General features: G+C 67.7%; 16 protein-coding genes. 12 read left to right on the forward strand and 4 right to left on the reverse strand.

The features are described from left to right. The first annotated feature begins 7 nt into the window (after positions 1-7). Both KEG57_RS19395 and KEG57_RS19400 read left to right on the forward strand, forming a co-directional pair. Complete coding sequence (locus KEG57_RS19395) at positions 8-1,180, forward strand: AAA family ATPase (protein ID WP_272422541.1); 1,173 nt, start codon at positions 8-10, stop codon at positions 1,178-1,180. Beyond that, positions 1,177-1,728 carry a DUF4276 family protein gene (locus tag KEG57_RS19400; protein WP_272422542.1) on the forward strand — a complete coding sequence of 184 codons (552 nt, stop codon included), beginning with the start codon at positions 1,177-1,179 and terminating at the stop codon, positions 1,726-1,728. Before KEG57_RS19395 ends, KEG57_RS19400 begins: the two co-directional genes overlap by 4 nt. 427 nt (positions 1,729-2,155) lie before the next feature. Here KEG57_RS19400 and KEG57_RS19405 read toward each other — a convergent pair whose 3' ends face one another. After that, positions 2,156-3,331, reverse strand: coding sequence for a urate hydroxylase PuuD (locus tag KEG57_RS19405; RefSeq protein WP_272422543.1), 1,176 nt, complete (start codon positions 3,329-3,331; stop codon positions 2,156-2,158). A gap of 108 nt (positions 3,332-3,439) precedes the next feature. Between KEG57_RS19405 and KEG57_RS55630 the strand changes: the two genes are divergently transcribed. After that, on the forward strand, positions 3,440-5,950 hold the full coding sequence (locus KEG57_RS55630) for a lytic transglycosylase domain-containing protein (RefSeq protein ID WP_272458681.1): 2,511 nt from the start codon (positions 3,440-3,442) through the stop codon (positions 5,948-5,950). A gap of 111 nt (positions 5,951-6,061) precedes the next feature. On the opposite strand, the gene KEG57_RS19415 is transcribed toward KEG57_RS55630, so the two are convergent. Further along, positions 6,062-6,802 (reverse strand): hypothetical protein, encoded by a 741-nt coding sequence (locus tag KEG57_RS19415; RefSeq protein WP_272458682.1) that lies wholly within the window; start codon positions 6,800-6,802, stop codon positions 6,062-6,064. 267 nt (positions 6,803-7,069) lie between these two features. Here KEG57_RS19415 and KEG57_RS19420 point away from each other — a divergent pair, with 267 nt between their 5' ends. The 9 genes from KEG57_RS19420 to uraH all read left to right on the forward strand — a co-directional run bounded on the left by KEG57_RS19420 (position 7,070) and on the right by uraH (position 18,040). Then, on the forward strand, positions 7,070-8,530 hold the full coding sequence (locus KEG57_RS19420; protein ID WP_272458683.1) for a serine/threonine protein kinase: 1,461 nt from the start codon (positions 7,070-7,072) through the stop codon (positions 8,528-8,530). A gap of 64 nt (positions 8,531-8,594) precedes the next feature. Then, positions 8,595-11,681 carry an SUMF1/EgtB/PvdO family nonheme iron enzyme gene (locus KEG57_RS19425; RefSeq protein WP_272458684.1) on the forward strand — a complete coding sequence of 1,029 codons (3,087 nt, stop codon included), beginning with the start codon at positions 8,595-8,597 and terminating at the stop codon, positions 11,679-11,681. A gap of 134 nt (positions 11,682-11,815) precedes the next feature. Beyond that, complete coding sequence (locus KEG57_RS19430; protein ID WP_272422548.1) at positions 11,816-13,114, forward strand: serine/threonine-protein kinase; 1,299 nt, start codon at positions 11,816-11,818, stop codon at positions 13,112-13,114. A 1-nt stretch (position 13,115) separates the two neighbouring features. Then, complete coding sequence (locus tag KEG57_RS19435) at positions 13,116-14,237, forward strand: dipeptidase (RefSeq protein WP_272458685.1); 1,122 nt, start codon at positions 13,116-13,118, stop codon at positions 14,235-14,237. Positions 14,238-14,259: 22 nt separating this feature from the next. Next, positions 14,260-14,808 (forward strand): DUF1232 domain-containing protein, encoded by a 549-nt coding sequence (locus KEG57_RS19440; RefSeq protein ID WP_272422550.1) that lies wholly within the window; start codon positions 14,260-14,262, stop codon positions 14,806-14,808. After that, positions 14,808-16,172 (forward strand): allantoinase AllB, encoded by a 1,365-nt coding sequence (gene allB, locus KEG57_RS19445; protein ID WP_272458686.1) that lies wholly within the window; start codon positions 14,808-14,810, stop codon positions 16,170-16,172. Before KEG57_RS19440 ends, allB begins: the two co-directional genes overlap by 1 nt. Before the next feature lie 14 nt (positions 16,173-16,186). Then, a complete protein-coding gene (gene alc, locus KEG57_RS19450; protein WP_272422552.1) occupies positions 16,187-17,182 on the forward strand; it encodes an allantoicase in 996 nt (331 codons plus the stop codon). Between the two features lie 10 nt (positions 17,183-17,192). Beyond that, positions 17,193-17,693, forward strand: coding sequence for a 2-oxo-4-hydroxy-4-carboxy-5-ureidoimidazoline decarboxylase (uraD, locus tag KEG57_RS19455; protein WP_272422553.1), 501 nt, complete (start codon positions 17,193-17,195; stop codon positions 17,691-17,693). Next, positions 17,690-18,040 (forward strand): hydroxyisourate hydrolase, encoded by a 351-nt coding sequence (gene uraH / locus KEG57_RS19460; protein ID WP_272422554.1) that lies wholly within the window; start codon positions 17,690-17,692, stop codon positions 18,038-18,040. Before uraD ends, uraH begins: the two co-directional genes overlap by 4 nt. Positions 18,041-18,099: 59 nt before the next feature. On the opposite strand, the gene KEG57_RS19465 is transcribed toward uraH, so the two are convergent. Next, positions 18,100-19,509, reverse strand: coding sequence for a DUF6986 family protein (locus tag KEG57_RS19465; RefSeq protein WP_272422555.1), 1,410 nt, complete (start codon positions 19,507-19,509; stop codon positions 18,100-18,102). A 42-nt stretch (positions 19,510-19,551) separates the two neighbouring features. Then, entirely contained in the window at positions 19,552-22,104 is a 2,553-nt protein-coding gene (locus KEG57_RS19470) for a DEAD/DEAH box helicase (protein WP_272422556.1), read from the reverse strand. Between the last annotated feature and the right edge of the window lie 50 nt (positions 22,105-22,154).

Raw genomic sequence — 22,154 nt, forward strand, 5'->3', positions numbered from 1 at the left:
GCGGGCGATGTTCCTGCGAAGCCTGAAGCTCAACCGGCTGCTCTCGTTCGGGCCCGACGCGGAGGCGGTCGAGCTGCGGCCGCTGAACGTGCTGATCGGGCCCAACGGGTCGGGGAAGTCGAATTTCATCGAGGCGATCGGGCTTTTGAAGGCGACGCCGAAGGATCTTGCGGTGCCGATCCGGGAAGGTGGAGGCATCGGGGCGTGGATCTGGCAAGGAGCGCCGGGAAAGACGGCAGAAATAGTCGCGGAGATCGATTACGGTGCCCCCACCAGGCACAACCGGTTCCAGCCCCCGATGAGACATCGGTTGACCCTGTTCGATGCGGACCACCGGGCGATGATCGGCATTGAAAAGCTTGAAGAGATCGTCGTCACCGGTGAAGCACGACGCCCTGAGGTGTACTTCGACGCCGAATGGATGGGTGGTGCGAATCTGTTTATCGATGGGCAAACTCGCGAACTTCAACCCTGGGATAGGGGCCAATCGGTGGTGTCGCAGGTGAAGGGCCCCGATTATCCCGCGCTCGATGTGCTCGGCGCCTTCTACGAGTCCATTCGCCTCTATCGTGACTTCAACTTTGGGCGTCGTTCCCCTCCTCGAAGACCCCAGCCCGCGGACCTGCCCACGGACCACTTGATGGAGAGCACGGAGAACCTGGGGCTGATCCTCAACAAGTTTCGTCGCGACGTACCCACCAAAAAGGCGCTCATCGAGGCACTCAAGAACATCTTCGAGGGTGTCACGGATTTCTCTGTCCAGGTCGAGGGTGGCACCGTCCAGATCTTCCTGGAAGAGGAGCGCTGGACGATCCCCGCCTCACGCCTCTCCGACGGCACGATGCGCTGGCTTTCGCTCCTCGCCATCCTTCTCGATCCCAAGCCCCCGCCCCTCGTTTGCATCGAGGAGCCCGAGCTCGGCTTGCACCCCGACCTGATGACCCCCCTCGCGCGTCTGCTGAAGGACGCCTCCGAGCGGATGCAGCTCATCATCACCACGCACTCGGAGGCGCTCGTCGACGCCTTCCGACACACGCCTGAGGACGTCCTCGTCTGCGAACGTCGAGAAGGATCGACGACGATGCGGCGGCTCGATCGTGAGCAGCTCGCGGAGTGGCTCCAGGACTACTCCCTCGGCCAACTCTGGTCCAAAGGCATCCTCGGAGGAAATCGGTGGTGAGCCGAGGCAAGGCCACGCCCTCCACGCCCGAGGTGTGGATCTTCGTGGAAGGTGGTGGATCGACGCGCGAGGAGCAGGCCGCCCTTCGCCTCGGCTTTTCCGACCTCTTCACCAAGGCGCTCGGGACGCGCCGTAAGCCGAGCGTCATCGCCAGCGGTGGACGCGACCAGGCGTTCAGGGAGTGGCAGCGCGCGCTCAAGACCAACCCCGAGAAGCTTTCCCTGCTGCTCGTCGACAGCGAAGGCACCGTCCCCGAGGGCGCGGCTCCCTGGGCTTGCTTGCAAGCACGCACCGGCGATACCCACTGGAGCAAACCGCAAGGCACGACCGACGACCAGCTCCACCTGATGGTCCAGGCCATGGAGGCCTGGTTCTTCGCGGACCGCGATGCGTTGGCGCGCTTCTATGACAAGGACTTCCAGCCCAGCGCGCTCCCGGCGCGCCCCGACGTCGAGAACATCCCCAAGCAGGAGCTGGCGAAATCACTCGCCCACGCCTCACGCAACACGACGAAGGGTCCTACACGAAGCACCATGGCTTCGCCCTGATCGGCCTCATCGATCCCGCCAAGGTCTGCGCCGCTTCTCCCTGGGCCGCTCGCTTCTTCGACCATCTCCTCGCCATCTGCCCCGCCCGCTGACCCTCACGACCTCGCCCCTCCAAGCCGCGACCTCGTCCCCCCGACCGACGAGCCCACCTCGGAGCGCTTCGGCTTCGTCCCCTGAAGCCACGACCCCACGTCGAATCCCTGCGGCCTCGTGTCTCCGGAGACTCGACCTCGCCTCCCTACCCCTCGGCCTCGTGTCTCCGAAGACTCGGCACCGTCTCTCCAACCGACGACCCACGTCGAATCCCTGCGGCCTAGAGTCTCCGGAGACTCGACGTCGCCTCTCGATCCCTCGACCTCGTGTCCCCGGAGACTCGACCCCGCCCCTCGGACCGACGCCCCCACCTCTCCTCGAAACGCCCCCGCCTCTACTTCCCCTGTCCCTCGATCCACACCTTGAGCTGGGCCCTCTCCTCATCCGTCATCGCCGTCGCGTTCCCGAGCGGCATATCCCGGGTCACGCTCGTACGCTGCACCACCTTCTCCGCCTTTGCCAACACCTGCTCCGGCGTCTCCAGGAGGAACCCCGACGGCGGCGCCACGAACGTCGGGTGCGTCGGTTTCTGCGAATGACACGGCACGCAGCGCTTTTGCACGATCGCCATCGCCGTCGCCGTATCCACCGGTCCCACCACCGGCGGCGGCGCGGGCCGCATGAAGCTCAGCCCCATCGCCCCCCCGAACGCCGCCGCCACCGCCACGAGCAGCGACTTCTCTTTCCGGTCGTGCTTGAACGAGACGTTCAAGTAATGGCGGATCGACACGCCTCCCGCCATCAAGAGCCACAGGATCAGCCACGCGCGGTGGTGATTGTAGGCCAGCGCGAAATGGTTGCTGATCATCGCGAACGTGACCGGCAACGTGAAATAGTTGTTGTGCTGCGATCGCCGCTTCGCCTGCTCGCCGTGATGCAGATCCAGCGGCTGCCCGGCATTGAGCTGTTTTCGCATGGCGATGTGGTGCGGCACGATCGACGTCCACACGTTGAGCCCCATGCACGTCCCGAGCATCGCCCCCACGTGAATGTACGCAGCGCGCCCGCTGAAGACGTGTTGATACCCGTACGCCGCAAGCCCGACGAACACGGCCATCACCGAAAGGACCACGCGATTGTCTTCAACGAAGAAACAAAGCTCGTTGTAGAAGAACCAGCACGCCAGGATCGACGCGATGCTGATGCCCACCGCCGCCGTCGGGCCAATGTCCGCCACGCTCGGGTCGATGAGGTATGTCCGCGCGCCATACCAGTAGATCCCCGCGAGCAAGAGCACCCCCGTGACCAGCGTCGTCTTCGCCGGCCAGGCGTGGACGAGCAGGCGCTCGGGGTGGGCGTTCGGCCAGTATTGCTCGTGATAGTAAAAACTGCCGCCGTGGATCTCGTCGAGCGTGCCCCGGATGTTCTCCTTCAGCACCTTGCCCTTCGGCGGCCGTACGGACAGGTCGAACCAATTGAAATAAAACGACGTCCCCACCCACGCGATCCCCGCCATGAGGTGGAGCCAGCGAAGCAGAATCGTGACCCAGTCCTGGAATACCGCCATCATCGTGCCGCTCCGCGCCCCTATACCCCGGCCACACGCAGACGTCGACGAGCGCGCTCGGTACGGCAGCTTTCTCCGGCCGATCCGTTCTTTTCGGGCTAAACTCCGCCCGTGGCTCTCCGTTCGTTCCTTTCCCGGCGCAGCGCCGTCTGGGGGCTCGGCCTCACCGCCCTGGTCGCCCTCGGCTGCGCCGCCGTCACCACCGCCCCGCGCCTGACCACCGGCACACCCCCCGCGCCCGCAGTCGCGGCCGCCGCCGCCCCAGCCTCCGCGTCCGCCGCCGCCCCAGCCGCCGCCGCCCCAGCCGCCGCCGCTTCCGCGTCCGAGGAGAGCGTCGCCTTCGACCCGGACGCCGCCGTGCCCCTCCTCGACGACGCGCGTCTCGCCGCCGTCAAAGCCGCCGTCACCCGCGAGGCCTACGTCGAGGCCGTGAAGGAGCTCGACGCCGTCCTCGCCGCCGAGCCGCGCCCCTCGAAGGACGACGAGCACGCCTTCCGGTACCAGCTCGGACGGCTCCGCGCGCTCGCGGGTGATCCGCTCGGCGCCGCCCGCGCGTACGGCGAAGCCGCCGCGATCGGCGGGCCCCTCGAAGGATACGCCCGCTACCAGGCCGCGGACCACGCCGAGCGCGCCGGCGAGCACGCCGAAGCCCTGCGCCACCTCGACAAGGTCCCCGCCGATCTGCCCGTCACCTCCGACGTGGGCCTGCTCCGCGCCGACGCCCTGCTCGGCAAGGGCGACCTCGACGCGGCGCTGCCGCATTACCGCGCCTACCTCGGCAAGACGGGGCACCCGCCGCGCTGGGTCGAGATCTCGCTCAAGGTCGCCCGCGCGCTCTTGCAAAAGCCGTCCGAGGAGCACGCCGAAGAAGCCATCGGCTTCGCGCGGCGTGTCCTCTACGAGGCGCCCTCGGGCGCGGGCAACGGCGAGGCGAAGTCGATCGAGACCGACGCGCTCGGCAGCTTGCCCTTCCCGCGTCGCAAGGCCTTCGAGACCCCGAGCCAGGACGATCTGCTCTCGCAGGCCAAGCGCCAGCTCGACGCCGGCCAGAACCGCGAAGCGCTGCGCACGACCGACGGCCTCATCGCCGATCCCCTCGCCGCGAACCCCGGCGACCTCGGCTGCGGCGCGTGGATGGTCCGCGCCGAGGCCCTCGCGCGGATGAAGAAAAAGCCCGAGGCCGAAGGCGGCTTCGGCACCGCGATCGAGCGTTGCGCCGGCACGCCCCGCCGCGTCGAGGCGCTCTGGAACGGCGGCAAGGCCTCCGCCCGCGCCGGCAGCCACGGCGAAGCCATGCGACGGTACGCCCTGCTCGAACAGGAGTTCGCGTCGCACAGGCTCGCCGACGACGCGCGCCTGAAGGGCGCCCTCGCCGCGCGCGAGCTCGGCGACGAGGTGCGCTTCACGCAGATGCTCACGAAGATGCCCGACGACTACCCGCAGGGCGACATGTCGACCGACGGCCTCTTCGAGCTCGCCCTCGCGCGCATGACGAAGCGCGACTGGGCCGGCGCCGTCGCTCCACTCGAGCGCGCCCTCGCCCGCGCCCCACGCGAGCGCGTCTACTACGCCGCCGGCCGCCTGCCCTACTACCTCGGTCGTGCGCGTCTCGAAACCGGCGCGATCGATCAAGGCAAGGAGCTGCTCGCCAGCGTCATCCGCGACTACCCGCTCTCGTTCTACATGTCCCTCGCCTACGCGCGTCTCGCGGACAAGGACCGCGCCGCAGCCGATCGCGCGCTCGACGAGGCGCTTGCACGCGAAGGCGCGACCGCTCCCTTGCCGCCGCCGAAGAGCGCTTCCTTCGGCAAGCCCGAGTTCCTCCGCGCGCTCGCGCTCGCGCGGCAAGGCGAGTCGAGGCTCGCCCGCATCGAGCTCGATCGCCTCGGCGTCGGCGCTCGCACCGCGCCGCCCGAGGTCCTCTGGGCCGCGGCGCTGCTCTTCTCGCGCGCCGGCTCGCCGAAGGAAGCGCACCAGATCCTTCGCACCGCGACGAACGCGATCCCCACGGGCCGCGCCGAGCTCACGGACTGGACCGATCACTACCCTGCGGGCAACTGGCGCTCGGCCTGGGAGATCGCCTTCCCGCGCCCGTACGTGGCCGTCGTCGGGGCCGAGGCGCAACGCAGCGGCATCCCCGAGTCCTTGGCGTACGCGATCATGCGCGAGGAGAGCGCCTTCGATCCGCGCGTCGTCTCGAGCGCGGCCGCGGTCGGCCTGATGCAGCTCATCGTGCCCACGGCGCAACGCATGGCGAAGCCGCTCAAGCTGAAGGGCGACGCGGAGTCCTTGAAGCGCCCCGAGATCAACATCGCGCTCGGCTGCCGCTACCTCTCGGTCCTCCGCGCGAAGTTCCAGGACAACCCGCTCCTCGCGATCCCCGGCTACAACGCCGGCGGCGGGAAGCCGAAGGACTGGGTCGACGAGCGGCCGAACGAAGACTTCGATCTTTGGGTCGAGCAGGTCCCCTACGAAGAGACGCGGAACTACACGAAGCGCGTGATGACGAGCATGGCCGCGTACGACTTCCTGTACGGCAAAGGCAAGTCCGGCGAGGCGCTCGCGGCGCCGCTCTGGGCGAGCCCGGCGGCGCGGGCTGCCCTGGCGGCGAAGGCGCCGTAAGTTAGCTGTACGTGCCTCACCCCCGGCCCCTCTCCACTCCGTGGAGAGGGGAGAGAGACGGTCTCTTCGCCCCTCTCCACGGAGTGGAGAGGGGTTGGGGGTGAGGAAACCTCACTCCCCCGCGGGACGTCTCCATCGCAGGGTGAGCTGATCGTTCTCGCGGTGGACGCCGTGCGCGCGCATGGCCTCCGCGACGTGCCCTGCGCTCTCTGCGCTGAAGACGGACGCGGCCGCGATACGCGGCCATCCCGGAGACTCGTGCAGCGGCGTGGTCGAGCAGAGCAGCTCGGTCACGCCGCGGAGGTCGTGCACGCAGTCCTCGGGCTTGAGGACCCGCAGCCCGTCCACGCCGACGTCGGTCGCGAACATCCCCTTGTAGTGGCTCAACTGCGCTCGCACCTCGTCGGTCAGCTCCATGTCGGCCGGGAACCCGGGGATGGGCTTCTCGATCTCGCGCAAAGGTTCGTCGCCGGCGCGCATGTACAGGGAGTAGTCGCCGATCACGACGGCCCACCCCACCACGAACGAGAACCACGCCATGGAGGCGCTGCGCACGCCGGGGTGTAGCGCGTCGTTCGGGTTCGACGTGAGCAGTGCCTGCAAGGCCTTCACGTACTTGGCCGCCATGTCCTCGATCTCTCCGCGCTTCGCCTCCTTGCCGAACCAGTACTCCGGCGGCTGAAACGTGTTCCAGAGAGGATCCGGCGCGTAGCCCCGGACGCCGCGCAGATGGATCACCCGCACGATCTGGCTGTAGTGATACCGGTCGATGCGGAACTCCGGGTATCCCTGCTCCGTGAATTTCCAGAGGAGCTGATCAGCTGCTTCGTAGTGAACGTGGCCGTTGGGCACGTCTCTTCCTCCTGGCCTTTCGGCACATGCCGTCCGACAGGCTGACAGAAGTTGCTCTTCGCGAACAGCGGCGTCCGGCATCTTCGCAGCTCGTGCCGATCGATAGGACCCTGGCGGGTCCGCGTGGCTCGGCCGAACCGAAGCCGCGCCCAACGGCCTCCCTGAAATGGCAAGCGGCGGCAGGCTCTCCGCGGAAAAACCGAGGGTTTTACCTAAATCGTCCGCAAACTTGCATACATATTCAAAGCTCGACTATCTCTCCCGCGCATGACCACTTCCGTATGCGTTCGATGTGGGGCGGTCTCGAGAAGTGATCTGCGGCCGTGCCCGTTCGATGGAACGGCATTCCAAGCAATCGAACGATACGTCGTACCTTTCGATGCGAGTGACTCCCTCGTTGGGCAAAAAATCACCGACCGATACCGTGTCCTCCGCCATCTTTCGTCGGGTGGGCACGGGAAAGTATACCTCGTCATGCACGAGGAATTGCACAAACCATTTGCAATGAAGCTCATCCTCGACGACATGCGCGTCGACGAGCTCCGCTGGCAGGCCGCGATCGAGGTCTTCCGGCAGGACGGCATCAGCACGGCGCAGATCGATCATCATCCGCATGTCCTCCAGATCTTCGACGCCGGCACGATCCCGGAGGGAGGGCGCTATCTGGTCTACGAGATGCTCCGCGGGAAAGATCTCGGGGACCTCCAGCACGAGGAACAGCTATCGGCAACGCAATGCGTTCACATGGTGATGCAAGCCTGTCGAGGTCTCGATGCCGTGCACGCGGCCGGCCTCGTTCATCGAGACGTCAAGCCCGCCAACATGTTCCTGCACGCGCCATCCCCGGTGGATGGCCCCGGTACCGCCGATCCGGTCGTGAAGATCATCGATCTCGGCATTGCGTGCCGCAAGGGCACGTGGGTCGGCATGGCGGGCACCCCGGAGTACATGGCGCCCGAGCAATTCTTCCGGGGACCCCTCGACGAGCGAGCGGACGTGTTTGCGCTCGGCGTCTCCCTCTACGATCTCCTCACCGGAAAGCTCCCCTTCGAGGCGACGGGGGAGGACCGCCGCACGGCGACGCTACGCGCACGCATGACGCAGGAGCCCCGGCCACCGCGCACGCGGGTCGAGATGTCCGAGGAGCTCGATAGCGTGATCATGAGGGCGATGGCACGCCCGCTCGAGGCTCGATACCCAGGCATGATGGCGCTCGAAGATGCATTGGCAAGGACCCCCGAAGGACGCGAGGCGCGCGCGTCGACGCGTGTGGATGGCCGGGCCATCGGCGGGGAGCTCGAAAGGCGGATGACCACACTCGAACACCGCGGAAAAACCATCGACATCGTATACCCGGCCCCCGATGGGACGATGACGTGGAAAGGTCTGTCCCCGGACGGTCCGCCCCTCAAGATTCTGCGCAATCGAACCTTGAAGGTGAACCAGGAATTCGTGCTGAACATCTCGGGTCGTGGACCGATGTTCAGCTTCATCATCCACGAGAACACGAAATGGTCAGGGACCGTTCGCCGACGCGCAGGCGGGCGAGAGATCGATTTGTGGCTGCATGGCGGGCAAGCCACGCAGACGGGGCTGGAAGTCGAGCTTGGCCCCTTCGGGACGTTGAGGGCCCCCACAGAATATCGAGGACTTCTGGTCGGACTACGGACGCAAGCTCCGGAGCGAGCGGCTATTTTCTGTATTGCCCGAGGTCAGCATGACGCATAGCATACGATATGATATCCGATCGGTTCAGGCCCCCAATGGCGACCCTGCCTTCCAGGTGGTTCGCATGGGCCAGGGCGCGTATGCGCAGGTCGTCCAGGCGGAAGAGGTCATCGTCAGCGAAGATCGATCCGTCCGATCGGATGTCGTGGCGAAAATCTTCCTCGATGCCACGCCGGAAGACGCGAACATCGCGTTCGAGCGCGAGGTCGAGCTGCTCGACCATCTGCGGGGCCGCAGGAACATCGTGAGCATGCGGGGGGTCGAACGGCGTCGACCGCCCACCTTCGTCTGCGGGGAATGCGGCGACGTGTTCGTCGTGGAACGTTGTCCCGAGTGCGAAGCGCCCTTGTTCAACGAAGGCGAGATCTCCGAGGGGATGCGAAACCGCGTCATCCTGCACTGCGGAGGAGACAATCACACGTTCCAGAAGACCGACGAGTCCTTCGGGCGTCTCCTCGGCCGCCGGCCATGCAAGCACCGCGGCCCCTGCGACACCGTGAACTTCCTGTTCAGGCCCTGCATTTACCTGGAGCTTCTGCACGTCAATCTCCGCGAATACGGGGATCTGCTGGCGCGCCGCAGGCCAGGATATCGCGGCCGGGACATCTTCACGCTGGCCCACCCCGAGCGGCAGAGGGACGAATGGCTACGAGAGACCTTCCTCATGCGCCTCACGTGCCTCGTGAAGATTGCGGAGGCGCTCGAGCAGATCCACAGGCTCGGTCATGTTCACAGCGACATCGCCCCCGAGAACGTCATGGTCTCGCTCTCGTCGCGACTCGACGAGGAGGCGGCGCAGGTCCAGGTCCCGACGGTCATCGATTTCGGTCAAGCCCGCCGCGTCATGCTGCCGCGGGAGACGGTCGTCATTCATGGACGGCATCATTTCGTCGCGCCCGAGGTGACCGGCGTCAACAACGCCATCGAGTCGTCTGCGCGGATCCTCGCGAGTGGGTCGCTCGTCGAGGGTCAAGAGTGCGAGATCGCCTGCAGAACGGAGCTCGCCGAGGGCGATTACGTGTGGGATGGTCAAGGTGGGGCCTATGAGGTGCTCGGCTACGCGGACGACCAGCAGCCCCCCGGCGGCGGGACCGCGCAACGAGAGGAGGCGGTCGAGCGGCGTTATCGACTGCGCGTCCTCGGCACGTCGAAGTCGCCCCAGGGGACACGGGCGCTCTGGGCGAACCAGGCGGTCCGTCCGCCCGCGGATCTTTTCTCGTTTGGTTGTGTCGCCGCATGGCTGCTCACGGATGGGAACGAGCTGGTGGTGCAGCAGCTTCGTAACGCGGCCCAATTCGCAGCGTCGGAGAACCGTTCCATGGAGGACGCGCTGTCCAATCTCCGGAACGGCAAGACGTACATGGGCGTGCTCGGGAAGATGCCCCTCCCCTCCACGCCGCAGGATGACGAGATCCGGTACCTGGTGATCGACGTGATCCTGCGATGCCTCATGCGGGTGGAGGGGGCGTACGCGACGGCGCGTTCGACGGGCTACGAGCGCGGGGCGGCCAAAGCAGCCCGTGACCTGGCCAATGCGCATGACCAGCTCTATTTCCTGCACAGAACCAAGAGCCAGTTCCTGGAGTTCCTGCAGAAAGACCACAGGGTCGAGCTGGAGGGCATACGAGACGCATTCAACGTCGCCCGCAGGGAGGCCGATGACGTTGCAAAAGAGACGAACGCGCTTCGCGAGAGGTGCCACGAGCTCGAACGCACATGCGCGTCCCTGAACGCAGAGTTATCCCAGCTGAGCTCCGCGAGCGGGGTCCAGGAGGAGAAGGACGCACTGCAGGCGCGTCTCGACGATACGATAGCCCATTGCGAGACCTTGATGGGGCGCTCACGGCGGCTCCAGGAGGAGAAGGACGAACTCCAGGCGGAGCACGCGCGACTCGAGGCCACACTCAGGACGATACGGGAGAAGGCCGCCGCCGGGTCGAGCGAGAGCGCCCGGGCTGCCGCAGAGCTATCGAACGAGCGCGAGAAACGCGAAAGCGCCGAGGCTGCGCTGAAGGACACCTTCACGCAGCTCCAGGCCATGCAGGAGAGCTCCAAAGAGCTGCGCGGTCTCGCCGAGCAGGCTCGACAGAAGTTGCTCGACACGCATGGCAGGATGGCGGAGCTGGAAGACGAGCTCCAAAGGCTCAAGGACGAACAGAGTACCCTGGAGACGAGCTCGACATCGAAGGCCGAGGTGATCAAGGAGCTCCAAAGGCTCGCGGAGCAGCACGAGCGGACCAGCAAACGATGGCGTGGGGCCTCGATCGCGGCAGGAGCATTGACCGCGCTCGTGCTCGTGGTTTCGCTCACCGTGACGGCACGGGGAAACACGCCGAGCCAGGTCGTGCCGGAACAGCAGCCAACGGCACCGCTGCAGGCGACCATGGCTCCGCCGGAACCTCTTGCGCCGTCGCCGCAACCGACCGTGCCCAAGACCCAGCGGAGCGTTTGCGAGCGTGGCGTGCTCATCGAAGCGGAAGTCGCGGCAGAAGGGAGCGGCGCGTTCTGCATCGACCCGACGGAGGTCACGGCCAAGGGTTACAAGGAATGCATCAGCCAAAAGCAGTGCACACACCGCGGATACCCCGGCATGGGGGAATGCGAAGTGCGGGCTGAATGCCCCATCAACTGCGTGAACGGCCAGCAGGCTCAAAGTTACTGCGCCTGGAAAGGCGGGCGCCTGCCCACCGAAGACGAGTGGCGTCGTGCCCTGCGTGTCGCCATGGGAGCAGGGTATGCCTGGGACGGCACCCTCCCCGCCAAAGGAGCCTTGTGCATAGGGAAAGGGGTCCCTTGCTGCGATGGCGAGAGGAAGGACGACGTATCGAAAAATGGGCTCTCCGACATGTTCGGAAACGTGTCGGAGTGGGTCCTTCGTGGGGACAAGAAGGGAACGATCGGCCTGAACTTCAGCAGCGTGCTCGGTCAGAACTTCAATGCTTACGAGGGGACGATCCGGGCCGGCGCGCGTGAGGTCTGGGAGCAGGGATTCCGATGCGTTTATGATGCCAAGCTCATCGAGGATGCGCCGGGGAGCGGGTCCAAGCCGGAGACCACGCCGGCTGCATCCGCGGTGAACGGCTCGGAGCCGGCGCTCGTACCGCCACCAGTGGACAAACCCGCTCCGCCTCCCCCCGCTTCGAAGCCGTAGCCGGCATCCCGCCCCTCCTCGGGCGGAGACGAGGACGCGCGATTCGCCCAACCGAACCCCCCCATGTCCGGAGACGGCGGAGGATCTGCTGCCCACTCCGACTCCGGGAGCGGTTCTGGTAAGGTTCGCCCCGCATGACCACTTCGAGCCCGGCCGAGAAGCTCGTCGGCGCGACCCTCAACCGGCGCTTTCGGCTCGTGCGTCTGCTCGGCGAAGGCGGCATGGGCGCCGTCTACGAAGCCGAGAGCGTGCAAGGCGAAGGCAAGCGCGCCGTAAAACTCCTCCACGAGGAGTTCACCCGCATCCCCGAGGTCCGCGACCGCTTCCTCGCCGAGGTCACCGCCACGAAGAACCTCGTGCACCCGAACGTCGTGCCGATCCTCGAATCGGCCGTCGCCGAGGACGGCTCGCCCTACCTCGTGATGGAGCTGCTCCGCGGCCAGTCGCTCGGCGACAAGCTCGACGGCGGCGTCATCGTCCCCGTGCCCGAGGCCTATCGCATCACGAGCCAGATCCTCGCGGCCCTCTCCGCCGCTCACGGGCAGCGCGTCGTCCACCGTGATCTCAAGCCGGACAACGTCTTCGTCGCCAAGGATCCGGGCGGCAACGAGGTCGTGAAGATCCTCGATTTCGGCATCGCGAAGGTCATGGATGCCGCCGGCGGCATGGGCAACAAGACCCGCACCGGCGCGCTCATCGGCACGCCCGGGTACATGAGCCCCGAGCAGATCAAGAGCGCGAAAAACGTCGACCCGCGCAGCGATCTCTGGTCCGTCGCGACGATCCTCTACCAGATGCTCACGGGCCAGCTTCCGTTCGACGCCGACAACGACTTCACGCGCCTCACGGCCGTCATCGTCGGCCACCCGACCCCGATCACGGTCTTCGCCCCGCACCTCGATCGCTTCACGCCCTTCTTCGATCGCGCCCTCGCGAAGGACCCGAACAAGCGCTTCCAGACCGCCGAGGAGATGGCCCAGGTCCTCGCCGCCCTCGCGCGCGCCGAGGCGCCCGAGGTCGTGGTGAACGGCGGCTGGAAGCCACAACATGAGAGCGCCGCGACGCTGGCCTCGGCGGCCACGACCGCGATGCCCGTCGTCGACATCCTGCCGACGGGCCAGACGCCGCCGCCGATGGCGCCCGTGTCGGGCTCGTTCGCCGTCGCCGATACGGATCCCGCCGCCTCGCCGCGCCACGGCGCGCCCGCGCCCGCCGCCGTGCTCTACCCGCCGCAACCCGCGGGCGGCACGCAGATGAGCGCCGAGCCGCGTGGCGCCACGGCCGCGGCCCGCATGCCTCCGCAGGTGGCGATCGTGCCCCCGCCGCCCCTGCCGCAGCAGAAGGGCGGCGTGCCCGTGCCGATCGCCCTTGCAATCGCGATCGGCACGCTCCTGCTCGGCATCCTGATCGGCTACCTCGCGGGAGGCTCGTGACGTGGCTCCGCTCCTGCTCACGGCCCGCTTTGCCGCGACGATCGCCTTCGCCGCGTCGCTGGTCGTGAGCCTCGCGAGCCCGCGCGGCGCTGCCGCCGCCGAGCCTGCGCCACATTTCATGGTCGTCGACCTGCACGTCGACGTCCCCTGGCAAGTCCACGGCAAGGGCCGTTCGCCCAAGCTCACCGAAGGGCAAGCGCGCATCGAGGCGCTGCAAAAGGGCGGCTACGGCGGCGTCGTCCTGCCGATCTACATCTCCGACAAGATCAAGGGCGGCCCGAAGATCGACGACGCCGAGGCGATCTACCGCGCGGCCGTCTCGATCGTCGAAGCGAGCTCGATCTTCCTGCCCCTCCGCTCCCGCGTCGCCGAGCCCGATCGCATCACCACCTTCCTCGCGATCGAAGGCGCGGGCGCGTTCGCCGAGGACATCACCGCGATCGATCGTTTCATCGATCGTGGCGTCCGCCTGGTGAGCCTCGCGCACGCGAGGAACAACAAGCTCGCCTCGGCGGCGACCGGCGGCGGCGCGAACTACGGCCTGACCGACCTCGGCAAGCAGTTCGCCGCGCGCATCTACGAAAAAGGCGCGCTCGTCGACGTCTCGCACCTCTCCGACGCGGGCTTCCGGGATCTCGTCCCCATCGCCGAGGCGCACGGCGCGCCCATCGTCGCGACGCACTCGAACGCGCGCGCGCTCTGCGACGTCCCGCGCAACCTCACCGACGAACAGCTCCGCACGATCGGTCGTACGGGCGGCGTCGCGGGGCTGAACTTCCACTCGCTGTTCGTGAAGGCCGACGGCGCGGTCACACTCGCGGATGTCGTGGCCCAGGCCGAGCACATGATCGCCGTCGCAGGCATCGATCACGTCGCGATCGGCAGCGACTTCGACGGCGACATCAAGCCGGCCGAGGGCATGGAGGACGCCTCGCACCTGCCCGCGCTCGCCCGCGAGCTTTCCAAGCGTGGCCGCAAGGACGACGAGATCCTGAAGCTGTTTTCGCTGAACGCGCTGCGCGTGCTCGGCTGGCGTCCTTCTCCACCTCGGGGGCTCCGCTCGGCAGAGCCGAGCTCTGCCCCCGAACCCCCGCCGAAAACGAACGAGCCGAAGGCCCCGTGACCGAGAGAAGAAAGGACCTTTCATGACCACCGAGCTCGAGACCCGTTGCTTGAACACGTTCCCCGAGTGGCTGCGCACGCTCGCCGCCGACGCCCACGACGTCGCGCAGCTCCTCGCGTCGACGACGGCGCCCCTCTCGGCGCGACGCTACGTCGCGGCGGGGCTCAACTACCTGTTCAAGTCGCTCGACCTCATCCCCGATGGCATCGAGGATCTCGGCTACCTCGACGACGCGTTCGTCCTGCGCGTCGCGGCCTCGCTCGCGATCGACGAGAACCCGGCCGTGCGCGCCGAGGCGCCCGCGCTCCAAAGGCTCGCGACCGACAAGGCACTCATCGTCGAGTTGCTCGGCAAGGACTACAATCGCCTCGAAAGGTACGTCCGCGACCTGACCCGCGGCGCCGCGCGTGGTCGCACGGTCGACGAGATCCTCGAGGACGACGGCACGCGGACGGCCTTCCTGAACGAGGTCGCGGGCTGGGCACAGAGCTACCAAGCGCCGAGCTTCTCCCGCGACGAGAAGAACATCGTCAAGCTCCAGTCCTTCCTCTCGGCGAAGCTGCCTGCCTGATGACGAGCCACGATCCCGCCCCGTTCGACCTCGTGCTGAAGAGCCGCCGCGTCGTCTTGCCCGACGGCGTGCGCGCAGCCGCGATCGCGATCGCCGGCGGCCGCATCGCCGCGGTGCTCGATCCCTCGGCCGTTCCACAGGGCGTGCGCACGATCGACGCGGGCGACCGCGTGATCATGCCCGGCCTCGTGGACACGCACGCGCACGTCAACGAGCCGGGGCGCACCGAGTGGGAGGGCTTCGAAACGGCCACGCGCGCGTGCGCCGCGGGCGGCATCACCACGGTCGTCGACATGCCGCTGAACTCGATCCCCGTCACGACGACACGCGCGGCGCTGGACGAGAAGCGCCGCGCCTCCGCGGGGCGCACGTGGGTCGATCACGGCTTCTGGGGCGGCGTCGTGCCGGGCAACGAGCGCGAGCTCGAGCCGCTCGTCGAGGCCGGCGCGCTCGGCTTCAAGGCGTTCCTCGTGCACTCGGGCATCGACGACTTCCCGATGGCCGAAGAGGGCGACCTGCGCCGCGCGATGCCGATCCTCGCGCGCCTCGGCGTGCCCCTGCTCGTGCACGCGGAGCTCGAAGGCGAAGCGCCCGAGGCCGCAGGGGATCCGCGCAGCTACGCCACGTACCTCGCCTCGCGCCCGCCGGCGTGGGAGGAGCGCGCCGTGCGCCGGATGGTCGAGCTCTGCCGCACGTTCGGCGGCCCCGTGCACGTCGTGCACCTCTCGGCCGCAGGCGCGCTCGACGACGTGGCGAGCGCGCGCGCCGAGGGCTTGCCGTTCTCGATCGAGACGTGCCCGCACTACCTCCTGCTCGCCGCCGAGGAAGTCCCCGAAGGGCACACCGAGTACAAGTGCGCGCCGCCGATCCGCGAACGCGACAACCGCGAGCGGCTGTGGAAGGCGCTCGTCTCCGGCGCGATCGATCTCGTCGTCTCGGATCACTCGCCGTGCACGCCGCGGCTCAAACTGCCGGACGAAGGCGACTTCCTGCGCGCGTGGGGCGGGATCGCCTCGCTCCAGCTCGGTTTGTCGCTCATCTGGACCGAGGCCAGCCAGCGCGGCGCGACGCTCTCGGATCTCGCGCGGTGGATGTGCGAGGCGCCCGCGCGGCTCGCGGGCCTCTCGCACAAGAAGGGCCGCATCGCGCCCGGGCTCGACGCGGATCTCGTCGTCTGGGATCCCGACGCCACGTTCGTCGTCGAGCCCTCGATCCTGCGTCATCGCCACAAGGTGACGCCCTACCTCGGGCGAACGCTGCGCGGCGAGGTGAAGATGACGATCCTTCGTGGTCAAACAGTGTACGAGGACGGCGTCGTCCGTGACGAGCCCCTCGGCGTCCCGCTCCTGGGGCGTGGTGCGTGAACGAAGAGGAAACGATGGCTGATTTCGAGACGATGGTCGATCTCGCGTCGGAGCGCCTCGGCGGCGCGGCGATCTGGGCGACCGACGATTTCTTCGCGCCGAAGGAGAACCTGCTCAAGCCCGGCAAGGCCGTCTTCATCCCGGGCAAGTACACCGAGCAGGGCAAGTGGATGGACGGCTGGGAGTCGCGGCGCCGTCGCGTCGGCAGCGAGGACGCGTGCATCGTGCGCCTCGGCCTCGCAGGTCGCATCGCGGGCTTCGACGTCGACACGAGCCACTTCCTCGGCAACGCCCCGGCGCGCGTCTCCATCGAGGCGACGTCCGTGCCCGGCTACCGGCCGCTCGAAGCGCTGCTCGGGTCGGACGTCGCATGGACCGAGATCCTGCCGCCCTCCGCGGTCAAACCGGGCTCGCAGAACCTCTTCGTGATCACGGACGCGGGGACCTACTCCCACGTAAAACTCCGCATCTACCCCGACGGCGGCGTCGCGCGCCTGCGCGTCTACGGCACGGTGAAGCCCGACTGGGCCCTGCTCCTCTCCGAGCACCGCGTCCTCGATCTCGCAGCCGTCGAGCACGGCGGCGTGGTCATCGCCGCGAGCGACGAGTTCTTCTCGGATCGACGGAACCTCCTTTTGCCCGGCCCCTCGCGCGACATGGGCGACGGCTGGGAGAGCAAGAGGCGCCGCGGCCCGGGGCACGACTGGGCGATCGTCCGCCTCGGCCGCGCAGGCACGCTCGTGCGCACGGACATCGACACGACGCACTTCAAGGGCAACTACCCCGAGAGCTGCTCGCTCGAAGGGTGTTTCCTCCGCGGAGAGGACTCGCCCGAGGCGCTCGAAGCAGCCGCGTGGAAGGAGCTCTTGCCGCGCACGAAGCTCGAAGCGCACACGCGGCACGTCTTCTCGCTGCAGGCGAGCGAGCCCGTGAGCCACGTGCGCCTGCGCATCTTCCCCGACGGCGGCGTCGCACGGCTGCGGCTCTACGGCGCGCCGCTCACCACGTGAGGACATCACCGTGGACGAGTGCCGCGCCTTGAACGACCTCGAAGGCGACGAAGCGCGCGTCGCGCTCACGCGCTGCTGCGGCAGCGCCCGCTGGGTCGATCGGATGCTCCACGAGCGGCCTTTCCAGAGCCGCGCCCACCTCCTCGAAGCGGCGTCGCGGCACTGGAACGCGCTCGACGTCGCCGACTGGGACGAGGCCTTCTCGCACCATCCCCGCATCGGCGAGCCCTCCGCGGCCTCGAAGTCCACGGCTGCATGGGCCGCGAACGAGCAGGCCGGCGCCGCGCGATCGGCCGACGACGTGCGCGCCGCGATCGCCGAGGGAAACCGCGCCTACGAGGCGAAGTTCGGTCGCATCTACCTCGTCTGCGCCACGGGCAAGACGGGCGAGGAGCTGCTCGCGATCCTGCGCGCGCGGCTCGGCAACGACGCGGAGACCGAGCTCCGCGTCGCCGTGGGCGAACAAGAAAAGATCACTCGTCTTCGCCTGGAGAAGATCCTCTCGCCATGAGCACGAGCCCCATCACCACGCATGTCCTCGACACGAGCCGCGGCCGTCCCGCGGAGGGCGTCTCCATCGTGCTCGAGCGCCTCGAAGACAGCGGCGAATACGTCGTGCTCGGGCGCGGCAAGACGGACGCGGACGGCCGCTTGCGCGACCTCCTGCCGCCCGAGCCGCGCCCGAAGCCGGGCACGTATCGCATCACCTTCGATACGGGCGCCTACTACGCGGCGCAGGGCACGACAGGGTTTTACCCGACCGTCTCGATCACGTTCCTCCTCCGCGCGCCGGAGGAGCACCACCACGTGCCCCTTCTTTTGAACCCGTACGGTTTCTCGACCTACCGCGGGAGCTGACCCACCCATCTCCCCTCTCCCGAGAGGGAGAGGGGCTGGGGGTGAGGGACTCGTTCAGCTCAGCCCTTCCGCGCCGCGAGGATCTTCACGAACGAACGCGTCGCGAAGTCTGCCGAGCCGAGCCCGGTCATCTGCTCGGCTTCTGCCTCGGTCAGCGCTCCACAGGCGATCGCGCGGAGAAAATAGTTCAGGAGCCCCTGCCCCGTCGCGGCGTCGTCGAACACGTCGCCGAGCAAGGTCGCCTGCGCGGCCTTGTCGAGGAACGCCTTCAAGCGCGCGCCCGCGGCTTCGAGACCCTCCAGGAAAAACGCGTACACCGCGCCGTACCGCGCCGGGAGCTGCGCCGGGTGCAGATCCCATCCCTGGTAAAACCCGGTCACCAGCGAGTGCCGGATGTGATCGTGCGCGAGCCGCCACGCCCGATGCACCACCGCGCGGTTCTCCGCGAGCTCCGCCGCACCGAGCGTCCCTCCCTCCGTCGCGCGGTGGGGACCGATGGGCATCACGTTCGTCGCGCCGTCCGACAGGAGCACGCCTGTCCCCGCGAGCGACACCTTCATCACGTGCTTCGCGAAATCACACGCTGGATGCGCCATGTGCTGGTGCGCCGCCGTGATGCTGCAACCGGCCGTGTAGTCGTACGTCCCGAAGTGCGCGCCCGTGCATCGCTCCTTCGCCAGCGCCATCAGGTGCGGCAGCGCGACGCGCCCGTCCGGCAGGAAGATCGACTGCGTCGTCTCCACCATCACCTCGAACAGGAGCGACTTCGGCGGGAGCACGAGCGCGGCTTCGAGCGATTCGAGCAGCGCCACGAGCGCCTCGACCTGCTCGGGCACCGTGATCTTCGGCAGCGTCACGACGAACCCCTCGGGCAAACGTCCGCCGAGTCGGGTCACGAGCGTCGTCACGAACAGATCGAGCGTCCGCACGCTGCGCCCGCGTAGCTCCTCGTTCAGTGGCTTGATGCGGATCCCGATGAACGGCGGCGCCGTCCCGCTCGTCACGGCCTCCGCGACCTGCTCCGCCGCCGCGACGGCGTGCCCGTCTTCCTCGGCATCCGGGCGGTTTCCGTAGCCGTCCTCGAAGTCGATGCGGAAGTCCTCCACGGGCTCACGCGTGAGCTTCTCGAGCACGCGCTCGTGCACGACGCGCGCGAGGTATCCCGGCGAGCCAGCAGGCGCATCCTTGAGCGCGGCCGGATCGTCGGGCAACGCGCTCGCGAACGAGAGGCCGAGCGCGCGGGCGAACGTCACGGGATCGGGCGCGTACGTGCGCATCACGTCGAGCGCGACCTCGCCGGATCGCTGACACGTGCGCGCCTTGAAGAGGTGCGCCCCGCCGTAGACCGTGTGCACCGGCTGCCTGCGCGAGGGCTCGCCGGGGAAGGCCTGGACAAAGTCGCGGTTCGCCTGGGCGAGCCGCGCGAGCGTGGCGTGGGGGAGGTTCTCCGAAGTCAGGGAGGTCTTCACGGCGCCATTGTGGAGCACTCCCCGGACGTACGGAAGCGCGAGCTACGAAGCGATCCGGCGCAGAGAGATCACGGGCTTGTTCGCGTCACGCGACTTGTCGAGATCGATCACGCCTTCGAGCGCCCATCCGCTGCTCTCGCCTTCCTCGTCGATGAGGACCTGGGAAAACTCCCAGATGAAAGGCCACTGCCGGATCTGCGTGTTCTCGGGGCTGCGCGCCTTCGGATCGGTGCGGATCTCCGCGAACTCTTCCCAGAACGGCGCGAGCGCGTCCTCGAAGCGCCGCGGCGTCCAGTCCTCTCCGCCGGCCTCCACGAGCTCCGTCGCCTCGACGTAGTCCTTCCGCGCGAGCGCGCGCACCAGCGCGAACACCTCGTTTCGGATGAGCGCCACGAACGCGCGCGTGTCGGTGGTGACGTCGAACTGCTCTTCCTTCGGCTCGGGTTTGCCCTCGACCACCGCCATCACGCGGTCGGGGTTCTTCATCCGCTCCCACTCTTCGAGCAGCGAGCTGTCGACCTGCCGCACGATCGCGCCGAGGAAGATCTCCACGTCGTCGAGCTCGTCGGTCTTCTCGCGATCGGGCACGGTCTGCACGAGCGCCTTGTAGACGTCGGAGAGGTAGCGCAGGAGAAGCCCCTCGCTCCGCTGCAGCTCGTACTCCTTCACGTAGTCCGAGAACGACCAGAGCCCCTCGAACATCTCGCGCGCGATCGACTTCGGCCGGATGTTCTCGCGCGCGACCCAGGGGTGCTTCTTGGCGAACTCGTTGAAGCTCTCGTAGATGAAGTCCGCGTTCGGCTTCGGGTACTCCATCTTGTCGAGCTCCGCGACGCGGTCCTCGAACTCCATCCCGGCGGCCTTGAGCTCGATCATCTTCTCGCGCTTCAGCTTGTCGAGCTGCTTCATCAAGAGGAGCTCGGGGTTCTCGAGGATGCTCTCGACCAGCGTGAGCACGTCGAGCGCGTACAGGTCGCTGTCGCGATCGAGCTGCTCCACCGTCTCCACGAGCCAGAGCCCGAGCGCGTGGTTGATGGTGAAGTCCTCCTGCAGGTCCGCGTTAACGCGCACCTTTCGGCCCGTCTCGTCGCGCTCGGCGAGCGGCACGAGCTCGATCACGCCGCCGCGCACGAGCGAGCGGAACATCGAGAGCGCCGTCTTCTTGTGGATGCGCCGCTGCGCCGGGGTCTCGTGCACGTCGTTGAGGAGCGTCTTCATCGCCCGGCAGCCATCGCCCTCGCGCCCGAGCACGTTGAGCAGCATCCCGTGCGAGACCGAGAAGCGCGACACGAGCGGCTCGGGCTCGCCGGCGATGAGCCGGTCGAACGTCGATCGATCCCAGTGCACGTAGCCCTTCTCGGGCGGCTTCTTGCGCACGATGCGCTTCTTCTTCACGGGGTCGTTGCCCGCCTTCGCTTCGAGCCGGAGGTTCTCGATCGCGTGCTCGGGCGCCTGCGCGACCACGGTGCCGCGATCGTCGAAGCCCTTTCGACCCGCGCGCCCCGCGATCTGCTGGAAGTCGCGCACGCTGAGGATCGCCGTCTTCTGGCCGTCGTACTTGCAGAGCTTGGTGAAGAGCACCGTGCGGATCGGGATGTTCACGCCCACGCCGAGCGTGTCCGTCCCGCAGATCACCTTGAGCAGCCCCTTCTGCGCGAGCTTCTCCACGAGCAGCCGGTACTTCGGCAAGAGCCCCGCGTGATGCAGCCCGATCCCGTGGCGCACGAAGCGGCTGAACTCCTTGCCGTAGGGGCTGTCGAGCCGCACGCCTTCGAGCGCCTTCGCGATCGCGCGCTTGTCGTCCTTCGACGCGTAGTCGAGGCTCATGAGGTTCTGCGCCTCCTCGGCCGCGGCGCGCTGCGTGAAGTTGACGATGTAGATCGGCGCGCGCCCCTTCTGGACGAGGTCGTGCACGGCCTCGTGCAGCGGCCTCTCGCTGTACTCGAAGTCGAGCGGGACGGGCCGCTCGCGCGAGCGCACGAGCGCGGTCTCCTTGCCGTTCAGCTTCGTGAGGATCTTGGCGAACGCGTCCGCGCCCCCGAGCGTCGCCGACATGAGCAGGTACGTGGCCTGCGGCAGCGTGAGCAGCGGGACCTGCCACGCGACCCCGCGGTCGCGGTCCGCGTAGTAATGGAACTCGTCCATGATCACGTAATCGACATCCGCGCGCTCCCCCTCGCGCAGCGCGATGTTCGAGAGGATCTCCGCCGTGCAGCAGATGATCGGCGCGTCGCGGTTCACGGACGCGTCCCCCGTCATCATGCCGACGTTCTCCGGGCCGAAATCCCGGCAGAGCGCGAAGAACTTCTCACTGACGAGCGCCTTGATCGGGCACGTGTAGAACGACCGCTTCCCCTGCGACATCGCAAGGAAGTGCATCGCCGTGGCCACGAGCGATTTCCCCGACCCCGTCGGAGTGTTGAGGATCACATTCTTGCCACCGACGATTTCGAGCAGCGCCTCTTCCTGGGCGGGGTAGAGCTCGAGCTCCTTCTCGGCGACGTAGTCGAGGAACCTGTCGAAGACGAGCGTCGGATCGACATCGTCCGGGGCGGGAAGACGGCTGGCCAGGGGCGTGGGCACGGCGAGCGTCATGCCATAAAAGAGCTCTGAGGGCTTGCGTCGGAGATCGCCCTTGGCGTCAG

It is taken from the genome of Polyangium jinanense (genome assembly GCF_028435365.1).

Coding starts and splice junctions, on each gene's coding strand:
- KEG57_RS19395 (WP_272422541.1), top strand. CDS start 8: ATGTTCCTGCGAAGCCTGAAGCTCAACCGGCTGCTCTCGTTCGGGCCC.
- KEG57_RS19405 (WP_272422543.1), bottom strand. CDS start 3,331: ATGATGGCGGTATTCCAGGACTGGGTCACGATTCTGCTTCGCTGGCTC.
- KEG57_RS19420 (WP_272458683.1), top strand. CDS start 7,070: ATGACCACTTCCGTATGCGTTCGATGTGGGGCGGTCTCGAGAAGTGAT.
- KEG57_RS19425 (WP_272458684.1), top strand. CDS start 8,595: ATGGGCCAGGGCGCGTATGCGCAGGTCGTCCAGGCGGAAGAGGTCATC.
- KEG57_RS19430 (WP_272422548.1), top strand. CDS start 11,816: ATGACCACTTCGAGCCCGGCCGAGAAGCTCGTCGGCGCGACCCTCAAC.
- KEG57_RS19440 (WP_272422550.1), top strand. CDS start 14,260: ATGACCACCGAGCTCGAGACCCGTTGCTTGAACACGTTCCCCGAGTGG.
- allB (WP_272458686.1), top strand. CDS start 14,808: ATGACGAGCCACGATCCCGCCCCGTTCGACCTCGTGCTGAAGAGCCGC.
- alc (WP_272422552.1), top strand. CDS start 16,187: ATGGCTGATTTCGAGACGATGGTCGATCTCGCGTCGGAGCGCCTCGGC.
- uraH (WP_272422554.1), top strand. CDS start 17,690: ATGAGCACGAGCCCCATCACCACGCATGTCCTCGACACGAGCCGCGGC.
- KEG57_RS19470 (WP_272422556.1), bottom strand. CDS start 22,104: ATGACGCTCGCCGTGCCCACGCCCCTGGCCAGCCGTCTTCCCGCCCCG.